21 protein-coding genes are annotated in these 22,492 nt (G+C 72.4%); 11 read left to right on the top strand and 10 right to left on the bottom strand.

What is annotated here, in order from left to right; all coding sequences use genetic code 11:
* Positions 1-18 precede the first annotated feature (18 nt).
* Genes ACNYC2_RS23910 through ACNYC2_RS23900 form a run of 3 tightly spaced genes read right to left on the bottom strand, consistent with a single transcriptional unit; the run spans position 19 to position 3,610 of the window.
* Complete coding sequence (locus ACNYC2_RS23910) at positions 19-1,329, bottom strand: lipopolysaccharide biosynthesis protein (protein WP_419704180.1); 1,311 nt, start codon at positions 1,327-1,329, stop codon at positions 19-21.
* Entirely contained in the window at positions 1,326-2,366 is a 1,041-nt protein-coding gene (locus tag ACNYC2_RS23905) for a glycosyltransferase (protein ID WP_419704179.1), read from the bottom strand. The genes ACNYC2_RS23910 and ACNYC2_RS23905 overlap by 4 nt, the downstream gene beginning before the upstream one ends.
* Positions 2,363-3,610 carry a glycosyltransferase family 4 protein gene (locus ACNYC2_RS23900; protein ID WP_419704178.1) on the bottom strand — a complete coding sequence of 416 codons (1,248 nt, stop codon included), beginning with the start codon at positions 3,608-3,610 and terminating at the stop codon, positions 2,363-2,365. The genes ACNYC2_RS23905 and ACNYC2_RS23900 overlap by 4 nt, the downstream gene beginning before the upstream one ends.
* Before the next feature lie 106 nt (positions 3,611-3,716).
* On the opposite strand from ACNYC2_RS23900, the gene ACNYC2_RS23895 reads away from it, so the two are divergent.
* The 5 genes from ACNYC2_RS23895 to ACNYC2_RS23875 all read left to right on the top strand — a co-directional run bounded on the left by ACNYC2_RS23895 (position 3,717) and on the right by ACNYC2_RS23875 (position 11,107).
* Positions 3,717-4,652: a glycosyltransferase family 2 protein gene (locus tag ACNYC2_RS23895; RefSeq protein WP_419704177.1), complete on the top strand. Its 936-nt coding sequence runs from the start codon at positions 3,717-3,719 to the stop codon at positions 4,650-4,652.
* Between the two features lie 54 nt (positions 4,653-4,706).
* A complete protein-coding gene (locus ACNYC2_RS23890) occupies positions 4,707-5,387 on the top strand; it encodes a hypothetical protein (protein ID WP_419704176.1) in 681 nt (226 codons plus the stop codon).
* Between the two features lie 148 nt (positions 5,388-5,535).
* The gene (locus ACNYC2_RS23885; protein ID WP_419704175.1) at positions 5,536-8,829 is read left to right on the top strand and encodes a LamG-like jellyroll fold domain-containing protein; all 3,294 of its coding nucleotides are present in this window, start codon (positions 5,536-5,538) and stop codon (positions 8,827-8,829) included.
* Positions 8,830-8,936: 107 nt separating this feature from the next.
* Entirely contained in the window at positions 8,937-10,082 is a 1,146-nt protein-coding gene (locus ACNYC2_RS23880) for a hypothetical protein (protein WP_419704174.1), read from the top strand.
* Positions 10,079-11,107, top strand: coding sequence for an acyltransferase family protein (locus ACNYC2_RS23875; protein WP_419704173.1), 1,029 nt, complete (start codon positions 10,079-10,081; stop codon positions 11,105-11,107). Before ACNYC2_RS23880 ends, ACNYC2_RS23875 begins: the two co-directional genes overlap by 4 nt.
* A gap of 30 nt (positions 11,108-11,137) precedes the next feature.
* Here ACNYC2_RS23875 and ACNYC2_RS23870 read toward each other — a convergent pair whose 3' ends face one another.
* On the bottom strand, positions 11,138-11,797 hold the full coding sequence (locus tag ACNYC2_RS23870; RefSeq protein WP_419704172.1) for a TetR/AcrR family transcriptional regulator: 660 nt from the start codon (positions 11,795-11,797) through the stop codon (positions 11,138-11,140).
* Between the two features lie 72 nt (positions 11,798-11,869).
* Here ACNYC2_RS23870 and ACNYC2_RS23865 point away from each other — a divergent pair, with 72 nt between their 5' ends.
* Together ACNYC2_RS23865 and ACNYC2_RS23860 are read left to right on the top strand one after the other, a co-directional pair.
* Positions 11,870-12,256, top strand: coding sequence for a DUF1761 domain-containing protein (locus ACNYC2_RS23865; protein WP_419704171.1), 387 nt, complete (start codon positions 11,870-11,872; stop codon positions 12,254-12,256).
* Positions 12,257-12,281: 25 nt separating this feature from the next.
* Entirely contained in the window at positions 12,282-12,587 is a 306-nt protein-coding gene (locus ACNYC2_RS23860) for a DUF1905 domain-containing protein (protein WP_419704170.1), read from the top strand.
* A 47-nt stretch (positions 12,588-12,634) separates the two neighbouring features.
* Here ACNYC2_RS23860 and ACNYC2_RS23855 read toward each other — a convergent pair whose 3' ends face one another.
* Entirely contained in the window at positions 12,635-13,009 is a 375-nt protein-coding gene (locus ACNYC2_RS23855) for a hypothetical protein (protein WP_419704169.1), read from the bottom strand.
* A gap of 107 nt (positions 13,010-13,116) precedes the next feature.
* Entirely contained in the window at positions 13,117-13,482 is a 366-nt protein-coding gene (locus ACNYC2_RS23850) for a winged helix-turn-helix transcriptional regulator (RefSeq protein ID WP_419704168.1), read from the bottom strand.
* Between the two features lie 92 nt (positions 13,483-13,574).
* Between ACNYC2_RS23850 and ACNYC2_RS23845 the strand changes: the two genes are divergently transcribed.
* Positions 13,575-13,976, top strand: coding sequence for a nuclear transport factor 2 family protein (locus ACNYC2_RS23845; RefSeq protein WP_419704167.1), 402 nt, complete (start codon positions 13,575-13,577; stop codon positions 13,974-13,976).
* 13 nt (positions 13,977-13,989) lie between these two features.
* Here ACNYC2_RS23845 and ACNYC2_RS23840 read toward each other — a convergent pair whose 3' ends face one another.
* The 4 genes from ACNYC2_RS23840 to ACNYC2_RS23825 all read right to left on the bottom strand — a co-directional run bounded on the left by ACNYC2_RS23840 (position 13,990) and on the right by ACNYC2_RS23825 (position 18,175).
* The gene (locus ACNYC2_RS23840; protein WP_419704166.1) at positions 13,990-14,637 is read right to left on the bottom strand and encodes a LysE family translocator; all 648 of its coding nucleotides are present in this window, start codon (positions 14,635-14,637) and stop codon (positions 13,990-13,992) included.
* A gap of 21 nt (positions 14,638-14,658) precedes the next feature.
* Positions 14,659-15,801, bottom strand: coding sequence for a glycosyltransferase family 4 protein (locus ACNYC2_RS23835; protein WP_419704165.1), 1,143 nt, complete (start codon positions 15,799-15,801; stop codon positions 14,659-14,661).
* Positions 15,785-17,467: a polysaccharide biosynthesis tyrosine autokinase gene (locus ACNYC2_RS23830; RefSeq protein ID WP_419704164.1), complete on the bottom strand. Its 1,683-nt coding sequence runs from the start codon at positions 17,465-17,467 to the stop codon at positions 15,785-15,787. The genes ACNYC2_RS23835 and ACNYC2_RS23830 overlap by 17 nt, the downstream gene beginning before the upstream one ends.
* A 66-nt stretch (positions 17,468-17,533) precedes the next feature.
* Entirely contained in the window at positions 17,534-18,175 is a 642-nt protein-coding gene (locus tag ACNYC2_RS23825) for a low molecular weight phosphatase family protein (protein ID WP_419704163.1), read from the bottom strand.
* 210 nt (positions 18,176-18,385) lie between these two features.
* Here ACNYC2_RS23825 and ACNYC2_RS23820 point away from each other — a divergent pair, with 210 nt between their 5' ends.
* The 3 genes from ACNYC2_RS23820 (at position 18,386) to ACNYC2_RS23810 (ending at position 22,456) form a co-directional block, all read left to right on the top strand.
* Positions 18,386-18,835 (top strand): adenylyltransferase/cytidyltransferase family protein, encoded by a 450-nt coding sequence (locus tag ACNYC2_RS23820; protein WP_419704162.1) that lies wholly within the window; start codon positions 18,386-18,388, stop codon positions 18,833-18,835.
* Between the two features lie 39 nt (positions 18,836-18,874).
* Positions 18,875-19,666, top strand: coding sequence for a class I SAM-dependent methyltransferase (locus tag ACNYC2_RS23815; RefSeq protein ID WP_419704161.1), 792 nt, complete (start codon positions 18,875-18,877; stop codon positions 19,664-19,666).
* Positions 19,667-19,732: 66 nt separating this feature from the next.
* A complete protein-coding gene (locus ACNYC2_RS23810) occupies positions 19,733-22,456 on the top strand; it encodes a UvrD-helicase domain-containing protein (protein WP_419704160.1) in 2,724 nt (907 codons plus the stop codon).
* The last annotated feature ends 36 nt before the right edge of the window (positions 22,457-22,492 follow it).

Below are 22,492 nucleotides of genomic sequence, written 5' to 3'. Positions count from 1 at the left end.
CCTGCCACGCGCACCGGGTCACGCCTGCCGCGCCATGGACCGGCGCACCCACAGCGCGTTGGGGACCACCTGGCACACCAGCACGGACACCGACGTCGCCCACACGGGGCCGGCCGCGCCCAGGTGCGGGATCGCCCACCAGCTCAGGGCGAGGTTCAGGGGGATCATCAGCACGATCGGGAGCACCTGCGCCCGCAGGCCGGGGCCGTCGGTCATGTACATGCCCACGGGGTACTTGGCCGCCTGCAGCACCGTGAACACGACGAACGCGGCGACGATCGACAGGGTGAGGCCGAACTCGCCGCCGGTCACGAGCGGGACCACCACCGGCAGCAGGCCGGCGAGGACCAGCGCCAGCACGATGCCCGCCACGACGAACACCCCGGTGGCCCGGAAGGGCGAGGCCTTGACCGACTGGCTCCGGGCCCGCGCGAAGTGGGGCCACAGCGCGACGCCGGCCGTCGCCACCGCCGCGAGCACCACCCCGAAGAGCTGGGACGCGAGGTTGTACCGCGCGAGGTCCAGGGGCGTGCCCTGGTGGCTCAGCAGGATCCGGCCGGTCTGCATGGCGATCGGCAGCGAGATCATCTGCACGAGCATGGGCCACGCGGTGTCGAACACGGGGACCCCGGGGACGGTCCGGAGCCGTGGCACGTCCCGGAACGCGGCACCGACCTGGGGCCGGACCAGGCGGGACGCGGCGATCAGCAGCACCACCGCCACGACGGCCGCCGCGGCGTAGGAGGCGACGGCGAGGAAGGTGCCCGAACCGTTCCCGGTCAGCAGGACCAGGAGCACGCCCGCCATGACCAGCGGCGCGGTGAGCCCGGTGAGCGCGATCTGCAGGGCGTTGCGGCCCAGCCCCACCAGGATCCGCGCGCCGACGCCGAGCGGCAGCGCCAGGCCGAGGACCACGACGCACAGCGTCGCGGTGGCCGCGCCGCCGTCGAGCAGCCCGGGGCCGAGCAGCAGCGGCCACCAGCCGAGCAGCCCGAGCAGCGCGCCGACGGTGGCGATCACGAGGCCCGAGCAGAGCATCACCCGGAAGGCGCTGGTCAGCGTCCTGCGCACGACGAGGTCGGTATCGACCCGGTCCGTCGACGCCATGGCGTTCACCACCACGGCGGCCACGCCCAGGTCCGCGAACGGGATCAGGGCGGGCAGGGACGTCAGGAGCCCGTACTGGGCGTACTGGGCGACGCCGAACTGCTCGATGATCAGGCGCGCGGTCACCATCCCGAGCAGCCCGGAGAGGCCGGTCACGACCACCTGGACGACCGCGCTGTTGCCGACGGAGCGCCAGGGCGCGCCCACCCGGGCCGTGCTCACGAGGACGCCCTGGAGCGGGGCGCGGCAGACCGCTCGCGGGACCCCGCACGGGACAGCGCCAGCCGGTAGATCGCCAGGTGCGCCTGACCGGCGTCGTCCCACTCGCGCGCGCTCAGGTCCGGGGACGCGGCGCGGGGCTCCCGGGCCGCCGCGAGGGCGGCCTCGACGGCCTCGCCCGTCAGGTCCCCGGTGAAGGTGTGGATCCAGCCCGGCCCGACCTCGGCGGCCAGGTCGGCGTTGACCGGCGTGTCCGGGACGAGGACCGGCCGGTCGAGCGAGAGCGCGGCCAGGACCGTCCCGGAGTTGTGCATGAACCGGTAGGGCAGCACGACGAGCTCGGCGGAGGTCACCGCCGCGACGAGCTCGTCGTCCGACAGGTAGTCGAAGCGCAGGCTGACCCGCGGGTCGTCGTAGGCCAGGGCGGAGACGGTGGCCACGAGCTCCGGGGACGACGCGGCGCCCGCGACGTCGAGCGTCAGCGACTCGTCCGCGACGGAGCGGAACGCCTCGACCAGCCCCTCGACCCCTTTGTACCGCCGGACGAGCCCGACGTACTGGAGCCGGCCGGGCACCATCGACGAGCGCGGGCCGGTGTACCAGTCGCGGTAGTGCCCGTGCGGGATGGTGGTGCTGGGCCCGGGGCACTCGGTGCGGTCGTTCAGCACTACGCGGTGCGTCGTGAGCCGGTCGAACCAGCGCAGCAGGAGCCGCTGGGCGCCGCCGGCGTCCGCCGGCAGCTCGACGTTGTGCACGGTGCGGACCACCGGCGTGCGGGCGATCGTGAGCCTCGCGAGGAGCAGGGCGGCGAGCACCCAGCGCACGAGGCGGCCCGTGAACCGCCGTCCGCCGAGCCCGAGGATCGTCTCCGGCCAGTGCAGGTGCACCACGGAGTACCGCCCGAGCAGGGCCGCCCGCGCGGAGAACGTCACGACCTCCACGCCCGGCGTCCGGCGCAGGGCCCCCGTGAGCATCGTGATGTACGGGTTGGTGGTGGGCCGCGGCTCGCCGTGCGAGGTCAGGACGCGGACGGCGCTCACGCGGCGCTCCCGGTGGGCGCGCCGGTGTCGACCACGGCCGTGTCGATGGCCGTCCGGTAGAGGCGCGTGACGACGTCCGGGAGCCGGGAGACGGACCACCGGCCGGACGGCGCGCCCGGGGCGGTGGCGGCCTCGGCGAGCCGGGCCGCCAGGTGCCCGACCACGTCGCCGTTGAGATCGGCGGGCCGGGCGTTCGAGTCGGCCAGGAGCGGCACGCCGCCGAGCGGCAGGCACACCACGGGCCGCCCGAGGGCGCTCGCCTCGGCCGCGACCCAGCCGGCCTGGTCGTGCATCGACGGGAACAGCATCGCGTCGCACCCGGCGATCGCGTCGAGGACCTCTGCCCTCGGCCGGTGCCCGTGGAAGACGACGCGGTCGGTCACACCCCGCCGTCCCGCGAGCCGGTCGAGCGCCGGGCGCTCGTACCCCGTGCCGTAGACGTGCAGCTCCCAGCCGGGAGTGCGCGCGAGCGTCTCGATCGCGAGCCGCCCGCCCTTCCAGGCCAGCAGCCGGCCGATGAACACCGCGCGCCGGACGTGCGGAGCGGACCCGCTCTCCGGCCCGGGCGGTACCGGCCGGGCGGGCCGGGCGCGCTCCGGCAGGTCGTCGTCGAGCGCGGCGTTCGGCTCCACGACCACGTTCCGTGCCCGCCGGAACCGGCGCGCGACGGTCTCGTTCTGCGCGACGACGACGGCCGCGCGCCGGGCGGTGGCATCGCCCCACACGGCCCGCAGCGGCGCGGTGAGCACGCCGCGGAGCAGCTCCGTGACCGTTCCACGCAGCCCGAGCCAGCGCACCAGGCGCAGGGGGATGACGCTCGCGCCGCCGACCGGACCCCAGACGACGGGCAGGTCCCGGACCCGCGCCAGGCCGCAGGGCAGCCAGTCGTTCGCGAACGTCACGTGGTGGCCGACGTCGAACGGCGTGGCCCGGTGCAGCTCGGCGGCACGCCGGGCCAGCGCGCGCTGCCAGAGCGCGTAGTACCAGTACACGTCGCTGCCGCGGCGCTTGCGGGCGAGCACCCGTTCGGACAGGTCGAGGTACTCGACGGTCAGGTGCTGAGCGAGCTCCGGCTCGCGCTCGAGCTCTGCCGTGATCGCCGGGGCGAACCGGTGCCGGGTGATCACGTGCACCTGGTGGGACGTCGCCGCCGCCCGGGCGAACGCCCAGCCCGCTGCGGCTTCCGGCTCGTCACCGGGCCCACACGCATAGGCGCTCATCAGGACGCGCGGGTGAACCTGCACGAGTCTCGGCTCTCCAGAGGATCAAGGGGGCGGGCCACGCTACGGTAACTGCCGGATCAGCCGTCGTGGTGCCTGGGAAGGGGTGATTGTGGTGGGTGAAGTTCGGATGGAACGGTTGGTTGTCGCCGTGCTCACCTACCGGCGCCCGGAGCGGATCGCGGCACTCGTCCCCCTGCTCGTGGATCAGGCCGGTGACCTGACGCGCCGGGCCGAAGGCGTCGAGGCGAGCGTGCTGGTGGTCGACAACGACCCGGCCGGAGCCGGCGCGGCAGCGGTGGCCGGGCTCGGCGCGGACGCCGTCGTCGAACCCGAGCCGGGGATCTCCGCCGCCCGGAACCGGGCGCTGCGCGCGGCGGACGACCACGACCTCCTCGTGTTCGTGGACGACGACGAGGTGCCGCACGCCGGCTGGCTGCACGCCCTCCACACGACCTACCGCGAGACCGGCGCGGCCGCCGTCGCGGGGGCCGTGGTGTCCCGGTACGCGGCCGAGCCCGAACCGTGGGTCGTCGCCGGCGGCTTCTACGACCGCGCCCACCGCGGCGGGCTCCGCACCGGTGACCAGGTCGGGAGCGCCGCGACGAACAACCTCCTGCTCGACCTGCGGGTGGTCCGGCGGGCGGGTCTGGCGTTCGATCCCGCCCTGGGGCTCTCGGGCGGCGAGGACACGCTCTTCACGAGCGCGCTGACGGCGGCGGGCGGGCGCATCGTCTGGTGCGCCGAGGCCGTCGTGTCCGACGTCGTGCCCACCGACCGGCTCACCCGCCCCTACCTCCTGGCGCGCACCGCGGGGCTCGCGAACGCGTCGGCGCGCGTGGCGCTCATGGTCGCGCCCGGCCGCGGACGGCGGGCCGTGCTGCGGGCGCGCACCCTCGCGGCGGGGCTGGCCCGGGGGGCCCTCGGAGCGCTGCAGGTCGCCCGCGGGGCTGCGCAGAGTGACATCGCACAGGACGCGCGGGGCCGGCGGTCGCTCGCGAGGTCCCGGGGCGAGCTGCTCGCGGTGTTCGGCAGGGTGCTCCTGCCGTACGCCAGGCAGGGGTGAACTCCGCCGGATCACCGGCTTTGCGGCCCTCCACGCGGCTACGCTCGAAAGATCATGTCTGCCACCTCCCTCATCACCCGACGCCGGCTCCTGCTCGGCGTGATCGTGCTCGTCCTGGCCGTCGCGGCCGTCGTGGCGGTGGTCGCGCTGCGGTCCGACGCCGACCCGACGGCCGGTAACACTCCCTCCGCGAGCCCGACGGCGTCGTCGGGCACGGACGCCGGGAGCGATCCCGAGGCGAGCGAGCCCGGAGCCGGCGACGGCGAGCAGCCCGGCGACGAGCCGTCCGACGGCGACCCGGCCGACGCCGAGCCCGGCGGCGCGGCGGACCCGGCTGCCCGCGAGACGCTCGACCCGGCTCCGTTCGGCGCCGAGGTGACGCCCCAGCGGGGCGTCACCGTTGTGGTGCCGAAGGTCGAGGAGGTGACCGGGGAGTCGAACGTCCCCGGCGAGGTGGGCGGCCCGGCGCTCCGGTTCACGGTCGACGTCACGAACGGCACGGGCAAGACGCTCGACCTGCGGACCGTCGTGGTGAACGCCTACTACGGCCCCGACCGCACCCCGGCGTCGCCCCTGCTCAAGCCGGGCGGCAAGGCTTTCGGGTCGGAGGTCGGCGACGGCGACACCGCCCGCGGGGTGTTCGTCTTCAACGTCCCGGCCGAGTTCCAGGACGAGGTCGAGCTCGAGTTCGATCCGCGCATCGACGCGCCGATCGCGATCTTCACGGGCGCCTGAGGCACCCGAGATCACCCGCGATTCACCCCGATTTGACCGCGCCGACTGGCGTGTCCGCAATTAGCGTGATGAGCAGTCAGTTCTACAGGTCCCATATCGTCCGGCGGCTCAGCGATCCGGCGGGTCCTTGTCTCCCAGTGAGGTAGTCGTGTCCCATCGAACTCTGTCCCGCCGGCGGGCGTCCGCCGTTCTCGCGAGCGTCACGCTCGTGGTCGCATCCTTCGTGGCCGCGCCGACGGCATCGGCCATCAAGCAGGCCCCCGCGGCCGCCGCAGTAGCAGCAGAGGTCGCCGATGACCCTGCCACCGTGTCCGCGGACGCCCTGCCGACCGTCCAGGTCGACGGGATCGTGTGGAAGCAGGTCATCGTCGGGAACACGGTGTACGTGGGCGGCGAGTTCCAGAACGCCCGTCCGGCCGGGGCGGCTCCCGGTACGAACCTGGTGCCCCGCACGAACCTGCTGGCCTACAACCTGACGACCGGCGTGCTGATCTCGTCGTTCAACCACACGCTGAACGGCAACGTCACCGACCTGGCGGCGTCGCCGGACGGGACGCGGCTCTACGCGGTGGGCGGGTTCACGACGGTCGACGGCGTCGCCCGCAACCGCATCGCGGCGTTCAACCTGCCGACCGGCAGCCTGAACACGTCGTTCGCGCCCACCCCGAACGGCAACACGAAGGCCGTCGCGGCCACCAACACCACCGTCTACTTCGGCGGGTGGTTCGGCGGCGTCAACGGCGCCACGCGCTACCGCGTGGCGGCCGCGAACGCCTCGAACGGCGCTCTGGTCCCCGGTTTCGTGCCGGTCGTCGACGACCGGCAGGTGCAGTCCATCGTCGTGTCGCCGGACGAGCAGTCCGTGGCGATCTCGGGGACGTTCACCTCGGTCAACTCCGACACGCAGAACGGCTACGGCATCGCGTGGCTCGACGCCGCGACGGGCGCCACGCGCGACCTCCCGATCAACCACACCGAGATCCGCAACGCCGGGGACAACTCCAGCATCCTGCGCCTGGCGACCGACGGCGAGGCCTGGTACGGCGTCGGCTGGCACTACGGCAGGGGTGGCACGACCGAGGGCACCTTCAAGGCGAGCTGGACCGACGGCACGCTGATCTGGCTCGAGGACTGCCACGGCGACACGTACGACGTCGCGCCGGTGGGCAACGTCGTCTACACCGCCAGCCACAAGCACTACTGCGGCAACAGCGGCGGGTTCCCGCAGACGAACCCGTGGAACTTCTACCACTCGACCGCCTGGATCAACGAGGTGCGCGGCACCAACACCGCGGACATCTGGGGATACCCCGACCACCCGGGCACGCCGCGCCCGGAGCTCCTGACCTGGCACCCCCTGACCGACGTCGGGACGTACTCCGGTAAGGAGCAGGCCGTCTGGACGGTCTCCGGCAACGCGGACTACGTGCTGTACGGCGGCGAGTTCCCGAAGGTGAACGGCGTCGGGCAGCAGGGGATCGTCCGGTACGCCAAGCGTTCCAGTGCCCCGAACAACGTGGGCCCGGTCGACTCCGGCGCGACGATCAACCCGACGGTGGCCTCCGTCTCGGGCGGTGCCGTCCGCATCAACCTGACCACCACGTGGGACCGCGACGACGAGGCCCTCACGTACCGGATCTACCGCGACACGGAGGCGAACGCGCCCGTCTTCGAGGAGACGATCGCCACCAAGTTCTGGCTGCCGCAGAAGCGGACCGCGCGGGACACCGGCCTCGCGGCGGGCTCCGAGCACAGCTACCGCCTGACGGTCACCGACCCGTCGGGCAACGTGAAGCGGTCGGACTGGGTGCCCGTCACCGTGTCGAGCACTCCGTCCAGCGACTACGCGGACACCGTGATCCAGGACGGCGCCGCGAACTACTGGCGCCTCGGCGAGCCCCTGGGCGCGACCCCCACCTACGACTGGGCGGGCGGGGCGGACCTGACCGTGCCGTCGGCCGTCCGGCTCGGTACCGCCGGCGCCATCACCGGTGACCCGAACACCGCCGCGACGTTCCAGAACTCCTCGTCGAGCAGGCTCGTCGCCGGCAGCGCCAACATCGCCCCCGCGTCGAACACGTTCACGGTCGAGGCCTGGATCAAGGGCACCGGCACGGGCCGGATCGTCGGCTACGGCAACAGCAACAGCGCGACGGGCACCTCCAGCTCCACCGACCGGCTCTTCTACGTCGACGCCGGCGGCCGCCTCTCGTTCGGTGTGAACAGCGGCAGCAGGCTCACGCTCCGGTCCCCGGGCCGGGTCGACAACGGCGCCTGGCACCACGTGGTCGGCACGCTCGGCTCGAACGGCATGCAGCTCTTCGTCGACGGCGTCCGCGTCGCCAACCGGGCCGACATCACCAGCGGCCAGGCCTACAACGGCTACTGGCGGATCGGGGCCGACACCCTCAGCGGCTGGCCCAACCGTTCCCTCCTGGGCGGCGACCGGTACACCGGTGCGATCGACGACGTCGCGGTCTACCCGACCGTGCTGTCCGCCGCTGCCGTGCAGGACCACTACACGGTCGCGGTGAGCGGCGGGCGGCCGAACCGGCTGCCGGTCGCGGACGCCGTGGCGAGCATCCACGGCTTCGAGCTCGAGGTCGACGGCCGGGGATCGTCCGACCCCGACGGTCCGCTCGCGTCCTACGCCTGGAACTTCGGTGACGGCGAGACGGGCACCGGTGCGCAGGCCACGCACACCTACGCCGCCCCCGGCACGTACACCGTGACCCTCACGGTGACCGACGCCGACGGTGCGACCGATGAGGACACCGTCCAGGTCGAGGCGACGGCGCCCGCCGAGTTCGCCGTCGACGACTTCGCGCGGTCCGTGACCGGCGCCTGGGGCGAGGCCCCGATCGGCGGTCCATGGACCATCTCCGGCACGGCGTCGAGCTTCTCGGTCGCCGGTGGCGAGGGCCTCATGGCCCTCCCCACGGCCGGGAGCAACCGGAAGGCACAGCTGCAGGGCGTGTCGGTCGGGGACGTGGAGATCAAGAGCGCACTCAGCCTGGACGAGATCTCCGACGGCGGTGGCACGTTCGTCTCCCTGACCGGACGCACCGGCGGGTTCAGCAGCGAGTACCGGGCCAAGGTCTGGGTCAAGTCGACCGGAGCGGTCCAGCTCCAGCTCGTCTCCCTGCAGTCCTCGGAGACGACGCTGGCCGCCGCGAACATCACCGGCCTGACGGCCGCGGCCGGTGAGAGGCTCTCCGTCCGCATGCAGGTCACGGGCTCGGAGCCGACCACCATCCGGGCGAAGGTGTGGAAGGCGGGAACCACCGAGCCGGCAGCCTGGCAGCTCACGGCGACCAACTCGATACCCGAGCTGCAGGACGCCGGTGGCGTCGGCTACGCGGTGAGCAACGCGGGCAGCGTTACGACCGGCGCGAACACCGTCCGGCTCGACGACCTGTGGGCTGGACCGCCCGCGCCGTGACCTCGAGCCCCGTCGAGACGACCCTGGCCCTTCCGTCCCCTCCGGGGCGGGAGGGCTGGGGCGTTGCTACGACGTGGTTGGCGTTGCTCTGCCTCGTTCTCACGGGGATGCGTCTCGACCTGTCCTTCGGTCTCACCGCGGGACTCGCGCTCACCGTGGTGCTCCTGCCGCTGTGGGTGCCGTGGGTGCGCAGCTCCCGGTGGATCATCTGGATGGTCGTCCTCGGGGTGGCCTCGGCGGCCGGGAGCGTCTGGCTCACGGTCTGGCACAGCGACACGCGGGGGGTTTCCACCGTCGGGCTCCTGGAGTCCGTGTTCGGCGTGCTGGGGCTGGTCTGCGGCATCGTCTGTGTCCTGTGGGCGCGCAGCCGCACCTCGATCGGGGTGGTGGGAGCCGTGTTCGGCATCGGGCTGCTGCTCGGGATCAACCCCGCCGGCGGCACGTTCGCCGAGAACCCCTGGCGCTTCGGTTTCTCGCTGCCGGTCACCGTCATCCTCCTGGCAGTCGTGACGCGGTGGCGCAAGCGGTGGCTCGACGTCATCGCCGTGCTCGCGCTCGCGGGTGTCTCCGCGCTCAACGGCGGACGCTCGACGAGCGCGATCCTGCTGCTGGTCGCGCTGCTCGTCGTGTGGCAGTCGTGGGGCAGGCCCGCGTCGTCCAAGCTCGCGGCGGTCCGGACCCTGATCCTGTTCGGGATGCTCGCGTTCGGGACGTACCTCTCGGTCCAGGCCGCGATCCTGGAGGGCGCGCTCGGCGAGAGCGCGCAGCTCCGTACCGAGCTGCAGCTCTCGACGTCGGGCACCCTGATCACCGGCGGAAGACCGGAGATCGGTGCCACCCTGGCACTGATGGCCGAGTCGCCGGCCGGGTTCGGCGGCGGGGCCGTCCCGTCCATGACCGACGTCCTGGTGGCCAAGTCCGGCATGGCCGCCATCGGGTACGACCCGAACAACGGCTACGTCGAGAACTACATGTTCGGCAGCGGGTTCGAGGTGCACTCGGTGATCGGCGACCTGTGGGCCTGGTGCGGCATCCCCGGACTCGCCCTGGCCGGCGTGCTGCTGGTCTTCCTCGTGACGCGCACGGCGGTGCTCACCACCGGACGAGCGGCGTCCGCGCTGCTCCTCTTCCTCGGGGTCAAGTCGATCTGGAACCTGCTGTTCGCCCCGCTCGAGAGCGCGCTGACCGTGCTGGTCCTCGCCGTGGCGCTGATGGCGCCCCTGGCCCTCCAGAAGCGGCGGACGGACGAATGACCGGCGCTCCCGGCCGTGAGGTCTGGATCGACGCCGGCCGGGGGATCGCGGTGCTCCTGGTCGTGCTGTACCACGCGGCGCGCTGGTTCGAGGTAGCCGGGTGGGAGCAGCTCAACGACTACGTGTCCTCCGTGCGCATGCCGTTCTTCTTCGTGATCTCGGGCATGCTCGCCTACCGCATCGGTGTGGTCGCCCCGGTCGGGACGACGTGGCGGGCGCTGTGGGAGCGCCGGCTGAGCCTCTACCTGTGGGTCTTCGTGATCTGGGAGTGCATCGGCACCGCGTGCTACCTGATCGGGTTCGCCCTGCGCGGGACCCCGCTCGGGTTCGGCCCGATGCTGCGTGACCTGCTCCTGTCGCCGGTCCGCCCGCAGTTCGAGCTGTGGTTCATCTGGGCGCTGGCGATCTTCTGCGTCGCCGCGCGGCTCCTGCGGTCGCTCGACTGGCGCTGGCACCTGCTCGCCGCCGCCGTCCCGTCGGTCATCGCGCTGACCGACGGCTTCGACCTCGGCAACGTCGGCTGGAACGGCGCGCTCAAGTACTACGTGTTCTTCGTCTGCGGCATGCACCTGCGCGGGCTGCTGCTCGCGTTCGCCCGGACGTCCTGGCCGGTGCGGACCGGTCTGCTGGCCGGCTGGGTGGTGCTGGCCGCCGTCGTGGAGACGACGGGGCTCCGGTCCGTCGTCGGGGTCTACTTCGCCCTGTGCGTCGTCGGGATCCTCGCCGGCGTCGCGCTGGGGACCTTCCTCGCCCGCAGCGCCGCCCTGGTCCGGATCGGGGCCGCGACGCTGCCGGTCTACCTCGGCCACACGCCCGTGATCATCCTGGGCTCGTCCCTGGTCTTCGCCCTGACCGGATCGACGGTCCTGCCGGACGTCGTCGGCCTTCTCGTGGTGCCGGTCGCCGCGGCGGTCGCGATCGCGCTCTCGCGGCTCCTGCACAGGTGGGCCGACTCCGGCCCGCTGCGTTACCTCTACGTCGCCCCGGCGTGGCTCCGTCGGGATCAGCGCGTCCCGCGGCGCTGATCGTGCCCGGTACGGCGGACGTCGCCGGCCTCACGCGGTGCCGTCGCGCGCCCCGTACCGGTCCAGGAACGTGGTGACGGCCTCCTGGGCGACGGCCTCCAGCTCCGCGGGGCTGTAGCGCGCGGCGCCCGCCGTGAGGGTCAGCCGGTTCAGGGGCGCGGCGAGGGTGAGCCAGGTGAGCTGCTCGGCGGCGACGGCCGGGTCGTCGATGCGGAGCAGGCCGCGCGCGCCCAGGTGCCGCAGGGCATCGGCGAGGAGCCCCTGGTTGTGGTCCCAGCTCCGCCGCACGTAGTCGGCGGCCACCTCCGGGAACCGTTCGGCCTCGGCGGCGATCAGCGTCCGCATCTGGAGCACCGGCGGGCTCAGGACACCGGCGTGCAGGATCCGGGAGAGCTCCAGCAGGCCCTGCCGGACGTCGTCCGCCGCCATCAGGTCCTGGAGGTGCGGCCGCATCGCGTCACGACCGCGGTCCACCCAGTCCCGGACGACCGCGCCGAACAGAGTCTCCTTGGACGGGTACTGCCGGTAGAGCGTCTGCTTCGAGACCCGTGCTCCCGCGGCCACGGCGTCCATCGTCGCGCCGGCGTACTGGTGCGTGAGGAAGACGTCGCGCGCGATGGCGAGCAGGTCGGTGCCCTGGCTGCCGCCCGGCCTGCCACGGCGCCGGGCGGGGGAGGCTGAGGTGGTCACGTCGAAAATAGTACTGGACGGTACTCACTGCGTCGGGCTACAGTACTGGGCAGTACTAAAAGGAGGATCGTCATGATCGTTTGGGGTATCGCAGTCGCCGCCGTCGCGGCGTTCGTCCTCAGTTCCGTCTACTACGTCGTCACCACACCGCTCGAGCAGCGGGCGCTCGGTGACCGAGCGCTCGACCGTGGCCGCCCGGCTCCGTGGAAGGTGGTGACCGAGCTCGTGCGTACCGCCGTGGTCGGGGCGGGGTTCGCCTGGGTCGCGGTGCAGGGCGACCTGCTGGCGCTGCCGTCGTCGCTGCTGCTGGCGCTCGTGCTGTGGGTGGCGTTCCCGGTCGTGCTGCTCACCGGCTCGGTCATCTGGGAACGCGTGCCGTGGCAGACCGCCGCCATCCACTCAGGAGACTGGCTGCTCAAGCTCTTGCTCGTGGCGCTCGCCATCGGGCTCATCCACTGAACCGCTGATCCGAAGGAGTCCGACCATGTCCGGAGCCACCGGCGACCCCACCAGCGCAGGCCCGCTCGACCGCACCTTCACCGCGGTGCTGCTCCAGAGCGAGGCCAAGGGCGGCTGGACCTATCTCAAGCTCGACGGCTCCGCCGAGTACTTCGGCACGCGTGGCCTGGTCAAGGTCACCGGCACCGTCGACGGCGTCCCGTTCATCAGCTCCTTCATGGCGCTCGGCGACGGCACGCACAAGCTCCCGGTCGCCGCCGACCTACGGCGCAAGATCAGCAAGCAGGCCGGCGACACCGTCACCGTCCACCTGCTGAGCCGCCTGAACTGATGACCGGCTGGGCTGACGCCGGCTGGGCTGACGCCGGGTAGTGACCGTCAGAGGGTGCCGAGCACGGAGGCCCGCGCGGCGTCGCGCTCGGCACTCGTGATCTTGCCCGCTGCGTGCAGCTGCTCGATCTCCGCCAGCCGGCCCTCGAGCGTCTGCGCGGGGCGCGCCGCGGGCTGAACGCCGGATCGCTGTGCCGCGGAGCCGCGTACGGCGTCGGCCACGATCTCCGCTTCCGTGGCCAGGGGGCTGATGCCCTTGCTCCGCAGGCGCCTGGCGTTGACGACGGCAAGCACGATGATCAGGACGACGATCCCGACGAAGATGATCGGGACGATGACGAACACGGCGCCGAAGGCGGACATGAACGGGTCCCCGTCGAGGAAGGGCTCGATGCCGGCACCCTGCACGTCGATCCGGACCATGACGACCTCCGAGAGCTGGGCGCCATGCCGGCACCGACTGGCCGGACACTAACATCTGGGCGGCTTCAGGGCTGGTAATCAGAAGATGCCTGGCGCCGCGGCGCTCGTTACGCCCGGTCGTAGCGGTCGCGCGCGACCAGCACCTCCGCGGTGTGCGCCTCGGCCCACTGCCCGAGCGCGCTCAGCGGCCCCTGCAGCGTGCGCCCCAGCTCGGTCAGCTCGTACTCCACCCGGGGCGGGACCTCCGCGAACGCGTGCCGGCTGACCAGCCCGTCGCGTTCGAGCTCACGCAGCGTCTCGGTGAGGACCTTTCCGCTGATGCCCTCGACCGCGCTCTTGAGGTCCCCGAAGCGGGCCGGGCCCCGGCTCAGCACGATCACGATCATCGCCGTCCACTTGTTGGCGATCCGGGCCAGCGACGTGCGGGACGGGCACGTCACGGTGAGGACGTTCCAGTCAGGTTCGTATGACATGGGTCACAGTGCTCCGATGGTTACGTTGAGGTGACCGGTTTCGAATAGTGACTATAGGCGGGAAGCAGGAACGACACACAAGGGAGCATCTGATGACCGAGTCCAGCACCGCCGTGATCGCCCAGCAGTACTACGAGGCCATGTCCGTCGGCGACATCGCGACAGGGACCGCGCTCTTCGGCGCCGACATCGTCTGGCACCAGCCGGGCCGCAACCGCTTCTCCGGTGCGCACGCCGGCGGGCCGGCCGTGGGCGCGCTGCTCGGCGGGATGGGGGCCGCGTCCGAGGGGACCTTCGAGCTGCGGTTCACCGGCGAGCCGATGGTCAACGGCGCACTGGCCGCGATCCCGGTCCACTTCTCCGGCAAGCGCGCGGACGTGGCGATGTCGATGTCGGGCGTCGACGTGCTCCGTGTCGAGGGCGACAAGATCGTGGAGATGTGGCTGTTCTCGGCCGACCAGGATGCCGAGGACGCCTTCTGGGGCAAGGCCTGAGCGCCGAGCCGCTCTAGGCCCTGACGACCGTACCCTCGAGCGCGAGGCCGGTGCCGAGGCCGACCATGGCGACGCCGCCGGTGACGCTCAGGTGGTCGAGGCGCTTCGGGTTGCGGGAGAACCACGTGCGGGCCTGGCTCGCGACCAGGGCGAGGATCGAGTCCTGGCAGAGCGCCAGGATGCCGAACAGCAGCCCGAGGAACAGTAGCTGCGGGGTCGCCGGAGCGGCGTCGTTCATGAACTGCGGGAGGAACGCCGCGAAGAAGACGATGGTCTTCGGGTTCGTCGCGCCGACGACGAACCCGGCCCAGACCGCACGCCACGGACTCGCCGCACGGGTCTTGTCGGGCGCGGCCAGGGAGAGGCGGGCGTCGGCCCGGTGGCGGATCGCCTGGATGCCCAGGTAGATCACGTAGCCGGCGCCCACCAGCTTGAGCACCGTGTAGGCGGCGGCGGACGCCTCGACCAGCGCACCCAGCCCGACCGCCACGAACGCGACCTGGACCAGCAGGCCCAGCGCGTTGCCGGTCACCGACAGGAGCGCGTCCCGGCGGCCGACCGTCAGGGCGCGGCCGATCGCGAAGAGGACGCTGGGTCCCGGCAGCGCGATGAAGACTACGGACGCCGCGAGGAAGGCGAGCAGCTGGGCGGTGGTCGGCATGGGGTCAGCGTAGCGAGGAGATCACCGGCGGTCGCCGGATTTGTCGGCCGAACCGGCGGCGATGACCTCGCGCGCGAACATCCACGAGTCCGCCTCCAGCCGGGAGTCCTGACGCGGCAGGGAGGCGCACACCGCGCGTGCGTCGAGCGGCCTCGCAGCGGCCTCGGTGATCACCGACGCGAGCAGCTCGCCCACCGAGGCCGCGGGGATGACGCCGTGCCCGTTGCGCCGGAGCCAGTCCGCGATCCCGGTCTCGTCCGTGGTCACCACCGTGCAGCCGTGCGCGAGCCCCTCGACGATCGGCAGGCCCACCTGCTCGCGCCACGCGACCTGGCGGCGGGAGGGCAGCACCACAACGGAGGCTCTCCGCAGCTCCGCGTGCACGACGTCGCGCGGCGGGTCGGCGATGACGCGTACCCGGCTGTCCGCCCGCGCGGCCGCGTAGGCGTCGTCGAGCAGCGCGCCGCGTCCCACGACGGTGAGGACGGCGCCCGGCGAGCGGTGCCGCACCGTCGCCCAGGCGGCCAGCACCGAGTCGAACCCCTTGCGGGCCGAGAGGTCGCCCAGGAACAGCACGCGGCCCGGCGTCTTGCCGCCGTCGAGCAGGCAGTCGCAGACGGCGGGCAGCGCCTCGATGGTGGTCCAGCGCAGGCTGCGGCGGCCCGCGATGCCGAAGACGGTGCCGTAGAGCTGGCGTGCGGTCTCCGTGCCGAACACGACCCGGTCGAGCCGCAGCCAGATCCAGCGCGCGAGGACCAGGTCCAGCCGCCTGCCCAGGCGCGGCCACCAGGCCGTGGGCCTCGGGAGGGTGCGCGGGTCGATGTTGCCGATCGCGTAGGCGACGATCCGGGTGCGGCGTCGTCGGACGAGGTCGCTCAGGAGCAGCGCGGCGAGGACGGCGGCGGACCGGCGCACGCAGTCGATGGCCGCCGGCTCGTTGATCTCGACGATCTCGTACCCGTTCCGGGCGACGAGCCACGCGGAGCGGAGGTCGCCGGCCTGCTGCGGGCGGACCTCCGCCACCAGGTCCTCGTCGAAGTCGTAACGGCTCTCCTGGTAGAGGATGTCCGCCGGGCTGAGCGCGAGTGCGCGCTCGAGGTGGGCCGTGCGAAGAGTCTTGTAGACGCGCACGTCGCGCGTCCTGCCGTCACCCGGCTCGCTCATCGGCCGTCCCGAGATCGGCGACGACAGGGGGGATCGGCCGCGGCGAGGGCCCAGGGGTCAGCCGCGCGCCGGGGCCGGGGATGCCGCCCGGCCCGTGGATGGTGTCGATCCCGGGTATGCCCTCGGAACCCGGGACGACGCCGCCACGCGGGACGCTGCTCGGGCCGGTGGTGCTGCCCAGGACCGGGGCGATGCCGGGGCCGGGGATGCCGCTCGGCACCTTGCCGGCTCCGGGCACCGCGCTGATCGTGCCGGTGATCGGCGGCAGGTCGAGCGTGTCGTGGTGCCGCTGGCCCGGCAGGAACCGCAGCTTCCGGCGCCGGTTGGTGCTGTAGCCGTAGTAGGAACCGCCAGGGCCCGACCGGGGTGCGAACGCCAGGATGAAGCCGAGCACCCGCGCCTCGACCCCGGCGAGCGACCGCATCGCCTGGGTGAGCTGCTGGCGGCGCACGCGGCGGGCCCCGACGACCACGACCACGCCGTCGGCCATGGTGGACAGGACCGCGGCGTCGGAGACGGGGAGCAGCGGCGGCGCGTCGATGATGACGACGTCGTAGGCCGCGCGGGCCGCGGCGATCAGGTCCCGCGTGGCGTCCGAGGCGATGAGCTGGTGCGGGTTCGGCGGGATGGGGCCGAGGGGGAGGACGTCGAGCGGGCCGGGGCCGTACCGCTGGACCAGGTCGGTCATGGCGGACCGTCCGACCAGGGCGGTGGTGAGCCCCGCGGCGTCCTCCAGGCCGAGCACGGTGGCGATGGACGGGCGTCGCATGTCGCTGTCGATCAGCAGGACGCGGCTGCCGCTCTCGGCGAAGGTCGAGGCGAGGTTGATCGCCGTCGTCGACTTTCCCTCGCCGGGCACGCTCGAGGTCACCACGAGGACCCGGGCGGGCGTGGTCGCGTCGACGAAGGACAGGTTCGTCTGGACGCGGCGGTAGGCCTCCGCCCGGGTGCTCAGCGGCTCGTGCGTGGCCGGGACGCGGGCGGCCTTGCGCTTGACCAGGGGGATCGAGCCGAGCAGCGCGGTGCCCTCCGACACGACCTCCAGGTCCTGCGAGGACCTGATCCGCGTGTCCACGACGGCCCAGAGCAGGACCAGCGCGACGCTGATCGCGAGGCCACCCGCGCCACCGGCGGCCACCAGGAGGCGGGTCCGGGGCGCCGACGGGTACCGCGGGACCTCCGCCGACGAGACCGTGGTCACCGCGATGGCCTGCTCGCCCGTCGGCGTGGCCGGCGACAGGTCGACGACGGTCAGCGAGAGCTGCTTGGCGACGGAGTTGGCGATCACCGCGGCGCGTTCGGGGTCGCCGTCGTCGACCTTGATCTCGATGATCGAGGTGTTCAGCGGCGAGTCGGCGGAGACGGCGCCGGCGAGGTCACGGCCGGTGACGTCCGGGCCGAGGTCCTCCGCGACGGGGTCGAGCACCACCGGCATGTCGGTCAGCGCGGCGTACGACTCGATCAGGTTCTTCACGTACGTGGAGCCCTGCAGCAGGTCGCTGGTCGACTCACCGGTGTTCAGGGACACGTAGACCTTGGCCGTCGCGGTGTAGGACGGCGGTGTGGACCAGGCATAGCCGAACGCGCCGAGTGCCCCGACGAGCGCCGTGCAGACGATCACCGCCCAGCGTCGTCGCAGCACGTTCGCGTATTCGGCGAGTTCCACGTCCTGCCTCCTGTCTGTGTTGTACGGCCTGTCGTCCGGTGGTCTGGTGCTGGTCGTCAGCTCGGCTCAGAGCCTGCCGAGGTGCGACGAGTGCCGCGGCTGGGTGAGCGGCTGGGGACCGGAGCGCGGGGTGGGCGCGCTCAGGAGCCAGGGCTGCCGGCCGGTGCCGAGCACGCCGCACACCGTGTCGGTCGCCGACCAGATCCGCTCGAACACGCGCCGGAAGGCCTTGTCGCCACGGCCGTAGGGGTCCTCGATGTCGAGCGTGCGGTTCCACGCCGAGTGGTTCAGGCGCTCCAGGCTCACGAGCTCGGGCACCCGGGCCCACCGGGTCGCGTCGTCGGTGGCGGAGCGCGGGCCCGGCGACGTGCTCAGCACGTGCGCCAGCTCCAGCAGGGTGAACGTCCGCCGGACGGCCTCCGGGACGGCCCGCACCACCGCGGAGCGCTGGGCGCGCGTCATCGTGACGATGACGGTGGCGGTGCGGATCATCTCGGGGGTGAGCTGGCGTGCGGTGAACTGGCCGCTGTCGAGCCCGCGCGACTGCAGCAGGCTCGCCATGTGGGGTTCGATGGGTTCGTCGGCGCGCGCCCGGATGCCCGCGCTGCTGACCTGGACGGTGCCGTCGGTACGGGCTGTGAGCAGGCGTGCCAGAACGGGGGAGCGACAGATGTTCCCCGTGCACACCGTAAGGATTGTCGTAGCCATGTAGTGCCCAGCATGCCGTGGCCCTTTGTCCGGTAGTAGCCGAACCACGTACTTTCACCCGAAGGTCACCCGTTCAGGGTGCCGCGACCGACTCGCTCGCGTGCGATCGGTGTGGGTCTGTGCGCATACGTGGGGGTGAACTGCACGTTCACCCGCTCAGATGTCCGTGTTGGGCAGCGTTGGAAACACAGCCCTTCTAGCCTCTCAGGCATGACTGTGGTCGGTTATGCGCCTGGCGCCTGGGACCTGTTCCACGTAGGCCACCTGAACGTGCTGCGGCACGCGAAAGGTCGCTGCGACTATCTTGTGGCAGGCGTCGTCGACGACGACATGCTGGAGCTCGCCAAGGGGCGCCGCCCCGTCGTGCCGGTCATCGAGCGCGCGGAGATCGTGCGCCACATCGCGTTCGTCGACGAGGTGTTCATCGAGACCCAGCCCGACAAGATCGAGACATGGCGCCGCCGCCCGTTCGACGTGTTCTTCAAGGGCGACGACTGGAAGGGCACCGAGAAGGGGCTCGAGCTGGAGCGCCGGTTCGCCGACGTCGGCGTGGAGGTCATGTACTTCCCGTACACGGTGCACACCTCGAGCACCGCGCTGCGGCGCACGCTGGACGTGCTGAACGGGCACCGGGACCACGCCAGGCAGGGCCGGAAATAAGCGTGTGCGGGCGCCGCCGTCGGGCGTAGCGTCGCCGTCGTGAGCGAGACGGCGCGCGACGACACGACCATCGACGACCCGAGCGACGGCCTGTTCCCCGAGAGCGTGGCCGCCGGGTACGACGGCCCGGGGGGCGCGAACGCCCCCGAGGCGACAGACCCGGTCGTCGACGTGCTGGCAGACCTGGCCGACGGCGGCCCCGTGCTGGAGCTCGCGATAGGGACCGGCCGGATCGCCGTGCCGCTGGCCGCGCGCGGCGTCCCGGTGAGCGGCATCGAGCTCAGCAAGGCCATGGCCGCCCGCATCGGCGGCAAGCCGGGCGGCGAGGGCATCGACGTCACGATCGGCGACATGACCTCTACCCTGTCCGACGGCGCCGTGGCACCCGGCGAGTTCTCGCTGGTCTACCTGGTCTTCAACACGATCGACAACGTCACCACCCAGGACGGGCAGGTGGACGTCTTCCGCAACGCGGCGGCGCACCTGCGGCCCGGCGGGCTGTTCCTCGTCGAGGTTCTCGTCCCGGGCCTGCGGCGGATGCCGCCCGGCCAGGACGCCGTGCCGTTCGCCGTCGCGCCCGACGACGGGGGCGGGTACGTCGGCTTCGACCGGTACGACGTCGCGACGCAGCTCTACACGTCGAACCACGTGACGGTGACCCCGGACGGCGGCCGGTTCCACGTGGTCCCCTTCCGGTACGCGTGGCCCGCCGAGATGGACCTCATGGCCCGCATCGCGGGCATGCGGCTCAAGCACCGGTGGGCGGGCTGGGACCGGGCCCCGTTCGAGCACGAGAGCACCAAGCAGGTCTCGGTCTGGGAGAAGGTCTGACGGCGTGACAGCTCGTATCCGTGCCACCGTCGGCAGTGTCGGTGAGCCCGCCTAGGCTTAGGGGCGATGACTTCCCTCTTCGACAGCCTCTCCCTGCCCGGCCTCGACCCCGCGTCGCCAGGCACCATGTCGCGCCTGCCGAGCACGGCGCCGCAGTGGGACGACGACGGTGCGGGCGCCGGCGACCCGGGCGAGGCCGCGCTCCCCAGCGAGCCGGACTGGCTGGCGGGCCTGCCGCACGAGTCCGAGGCGCCGCGCGCCGGGGGCGCTTACTCCCACCTCGACCCGGAGGCGTTGCTGGACGGGCTCAACCCGCAGCAGCGGGCCGCCGTCGTGCACGAGGGCGGGCAGCTCCTCATCGTCGCGGGCGCGGGCTCGGGCAAGACGCGCGTGCTGACGCACCGCATCGCCTACCTGCTGGCCACCGGCAGGGCGCGGGCGGGCGAGGTCCTCGCGATCACGTTCACGAACAAGGCGGCGGCCGAGATGCGGGAGCGCGTCGCGGGCCTGGTCGGCCCGGCCGCGAACCGCATGTGGGTGTCCACGTTCCACTCGGCCTGCGTGCGGATCCTGCGCCGCGAGGCGACGACGCTGGGCCTGCGGTCGAGCTTCAGCATCTACGACGCCGCCGACAGCCAGCGCCTCATCACGCTGGTGACGCGCGAGCTCAACCTCGACCCCAAGAAGTACCCGGCGCGCGGCCTGTCGAACAAGATCAGCGACCTGAAGAACGAGCTGATCGACCCGGAGACCTACGCCCGGCAGACCGGGGCGAACGCCACCGAGGAGGCGCTCGCGGCCGCGGCGGCGGCAGAGGCAGGCGCCATCCGCCGGCCGTGGGGCGGCCAGTCGGCCGAGGAGCGCAACACGACGGCGCCCAAGTTCGACCAGGTGCTGGCCGACGTCTACACGCGCTACCAGGCGCGCCTGGCGCAGGCGAACGCGCTGGACTTCGACGACATCATCATGACCACGGTGAACCTGCTCCAGGCGTTCCCGAACGTCGCGGAGCACTACCGCCGCCGGTTCCGGCACGTCATGGTCGACGAGTACCAGGACACGAACCACGCGCAGTACACGCTGGTCCGCGAGCTGGCGGGGGTGGGCGCGGAGGTCGACGGGGGACTGGATCCCGCCGAGCTCACCGTCGTGGGCGACTCCGACCAGTCGATCTACGCGTTCCGCGGCGCCACGATCCGCAACATCCTGGAGTTCGAGAAGGACTACCCGGCCGCGACCACCATCCTGCTGGAGCAGAACTACCGCTCCACGCAGAACATCCTGAGCGCGGCCAACGCGGTGATCTCCCGCAATGCCGGCCGCACGCCCAAGCGCCTGTGGACGGACTCGGGTGCCGGGGCCAAGATCGTGGGCTACGTGGCCGACGACGAGCACCAGGAGGCGCGGTTCGTCGCCGACGAGATCGACAAGCTGGGCGACAGCGAGGGTGTGCGGCCGGGCGACGTCGCGATCTTCTACCGCACCAACGCGCAGTCCCGCGCGCTCGAGGAGGTGCTGGTCCGGGTCGGCCTGCCGTACAAGGTGGTCGGCGGCACGCGGTTCTACGAGCGCCGCGAGGTCAAGGACGCCGTCGCCTATCTGCGCGCACTGGCCAACGAGGACGACGACGTGAACCTGCGCCGCATCCTCAACGTGCCCAAGCGCGGGCTCGGCGACCGCGCGGAGTCGCTGGTCGCGTCGTTCGCCGACCGGGAGCGCAGCTCGTTCGGTGCCGCCCTGGAGCGCGCCGACGAGATCCCCGGCATGACCAACCGGTCCCTCAAGCCGCTGCTCGTCTTCCGCGACATGATGCGGGAGCTGCGCGCGCTGGTGGACCAGGGCGCCCCGCCGGCGGAGGTCCTTGGTGCGGTGCTCGACCGCACCGGCTACCTCGCGGAGCTGCGCGCGAGCGAGGACCCGCAGGACGAGGGTCGCGTGGAGAACCTGGCGGAGCTGCACGCCGTGGCCGTCGACTTCGGGGAGACCGATCCCGAGGGCTCGCTGGCCGACTTCCTGGAGCGGGTCTCGCTGGTCGCCGACAGCGATCAGATCCCCGACGAGGACGTGGCGGACGGCGCCGCGGAGGAGGCACCGAAGAAGGACCAGGGCGTCATCACCCTCATGACCCTGCACACGGCCAAGGGCCTGGAGTTCCCCGTCGTGTTCCTCACGGGCATGGAGGACGGCACCTTCCCGCACATGCGCTCGCTGCACGACGACTCGGAGCTCGCGGAGGAGCGCCGGCTCGCCTACGTGGGCATCACCCGGGCGCGCGAGCGGCTGTACATCACGCGGTCCTCGGTGCGGGCGGCGTTCGGCATGGCCAACGAGTTCCCGGAGAGCCGGTTCCTGCAGGAGATCCCCGAGGAGCTGTGGGACTGGCGGCGCCGGGAGTCGTCCACCGCCGCGATCCGCAACGGACGAGGCGGCTGGAGCGGCGGGTACGGCTCGGGCGGCTACGGCTCGGGCGGGCGCGGCGCGGGTACGGGTTCGACGTGGTCCGCCGGCCGGTCCGGGACCTCGCGCACCGGCGCGCCGGCGGCGTCGTCGGGCGGCGGGCAGAGCAAGCCGTTCGCCCCGGAGAAGAAGGCGGGCGCGAAGGGCGGGTTCGGCGGGATCAACGTCCAGAAGGACATCCCGAGCCTGGAGATCGGCGACCGCGTCACGCACGACTCGTACGGGCTCGGCACGGTGGTGGACGTCGAGGCGAACGCGGTGGTCAAGATCGACTTCGGGAGCAACGGGACCAAGCGCATCGCGCTGAAGTACACGGCGGTCACCAAGCTCTGACGGTGCGCGCCCCGTCAGAGCCGGCTCGGACGTGTC

The organism is Promicromonospora sp. NFX87, from assembly GCF_048564965.1.
In the GTDB taxonomy this organism is placed as follows: Bacteria; Actinomycetota; Actinomycetes; order Actinomycetales; family Cellulomonadaceae; genus Promicromonospora.
Note: the sequence above shows the minus strand (reverse complement) of the source record. Positions and strands in the feature narration are given on the sequence as shown.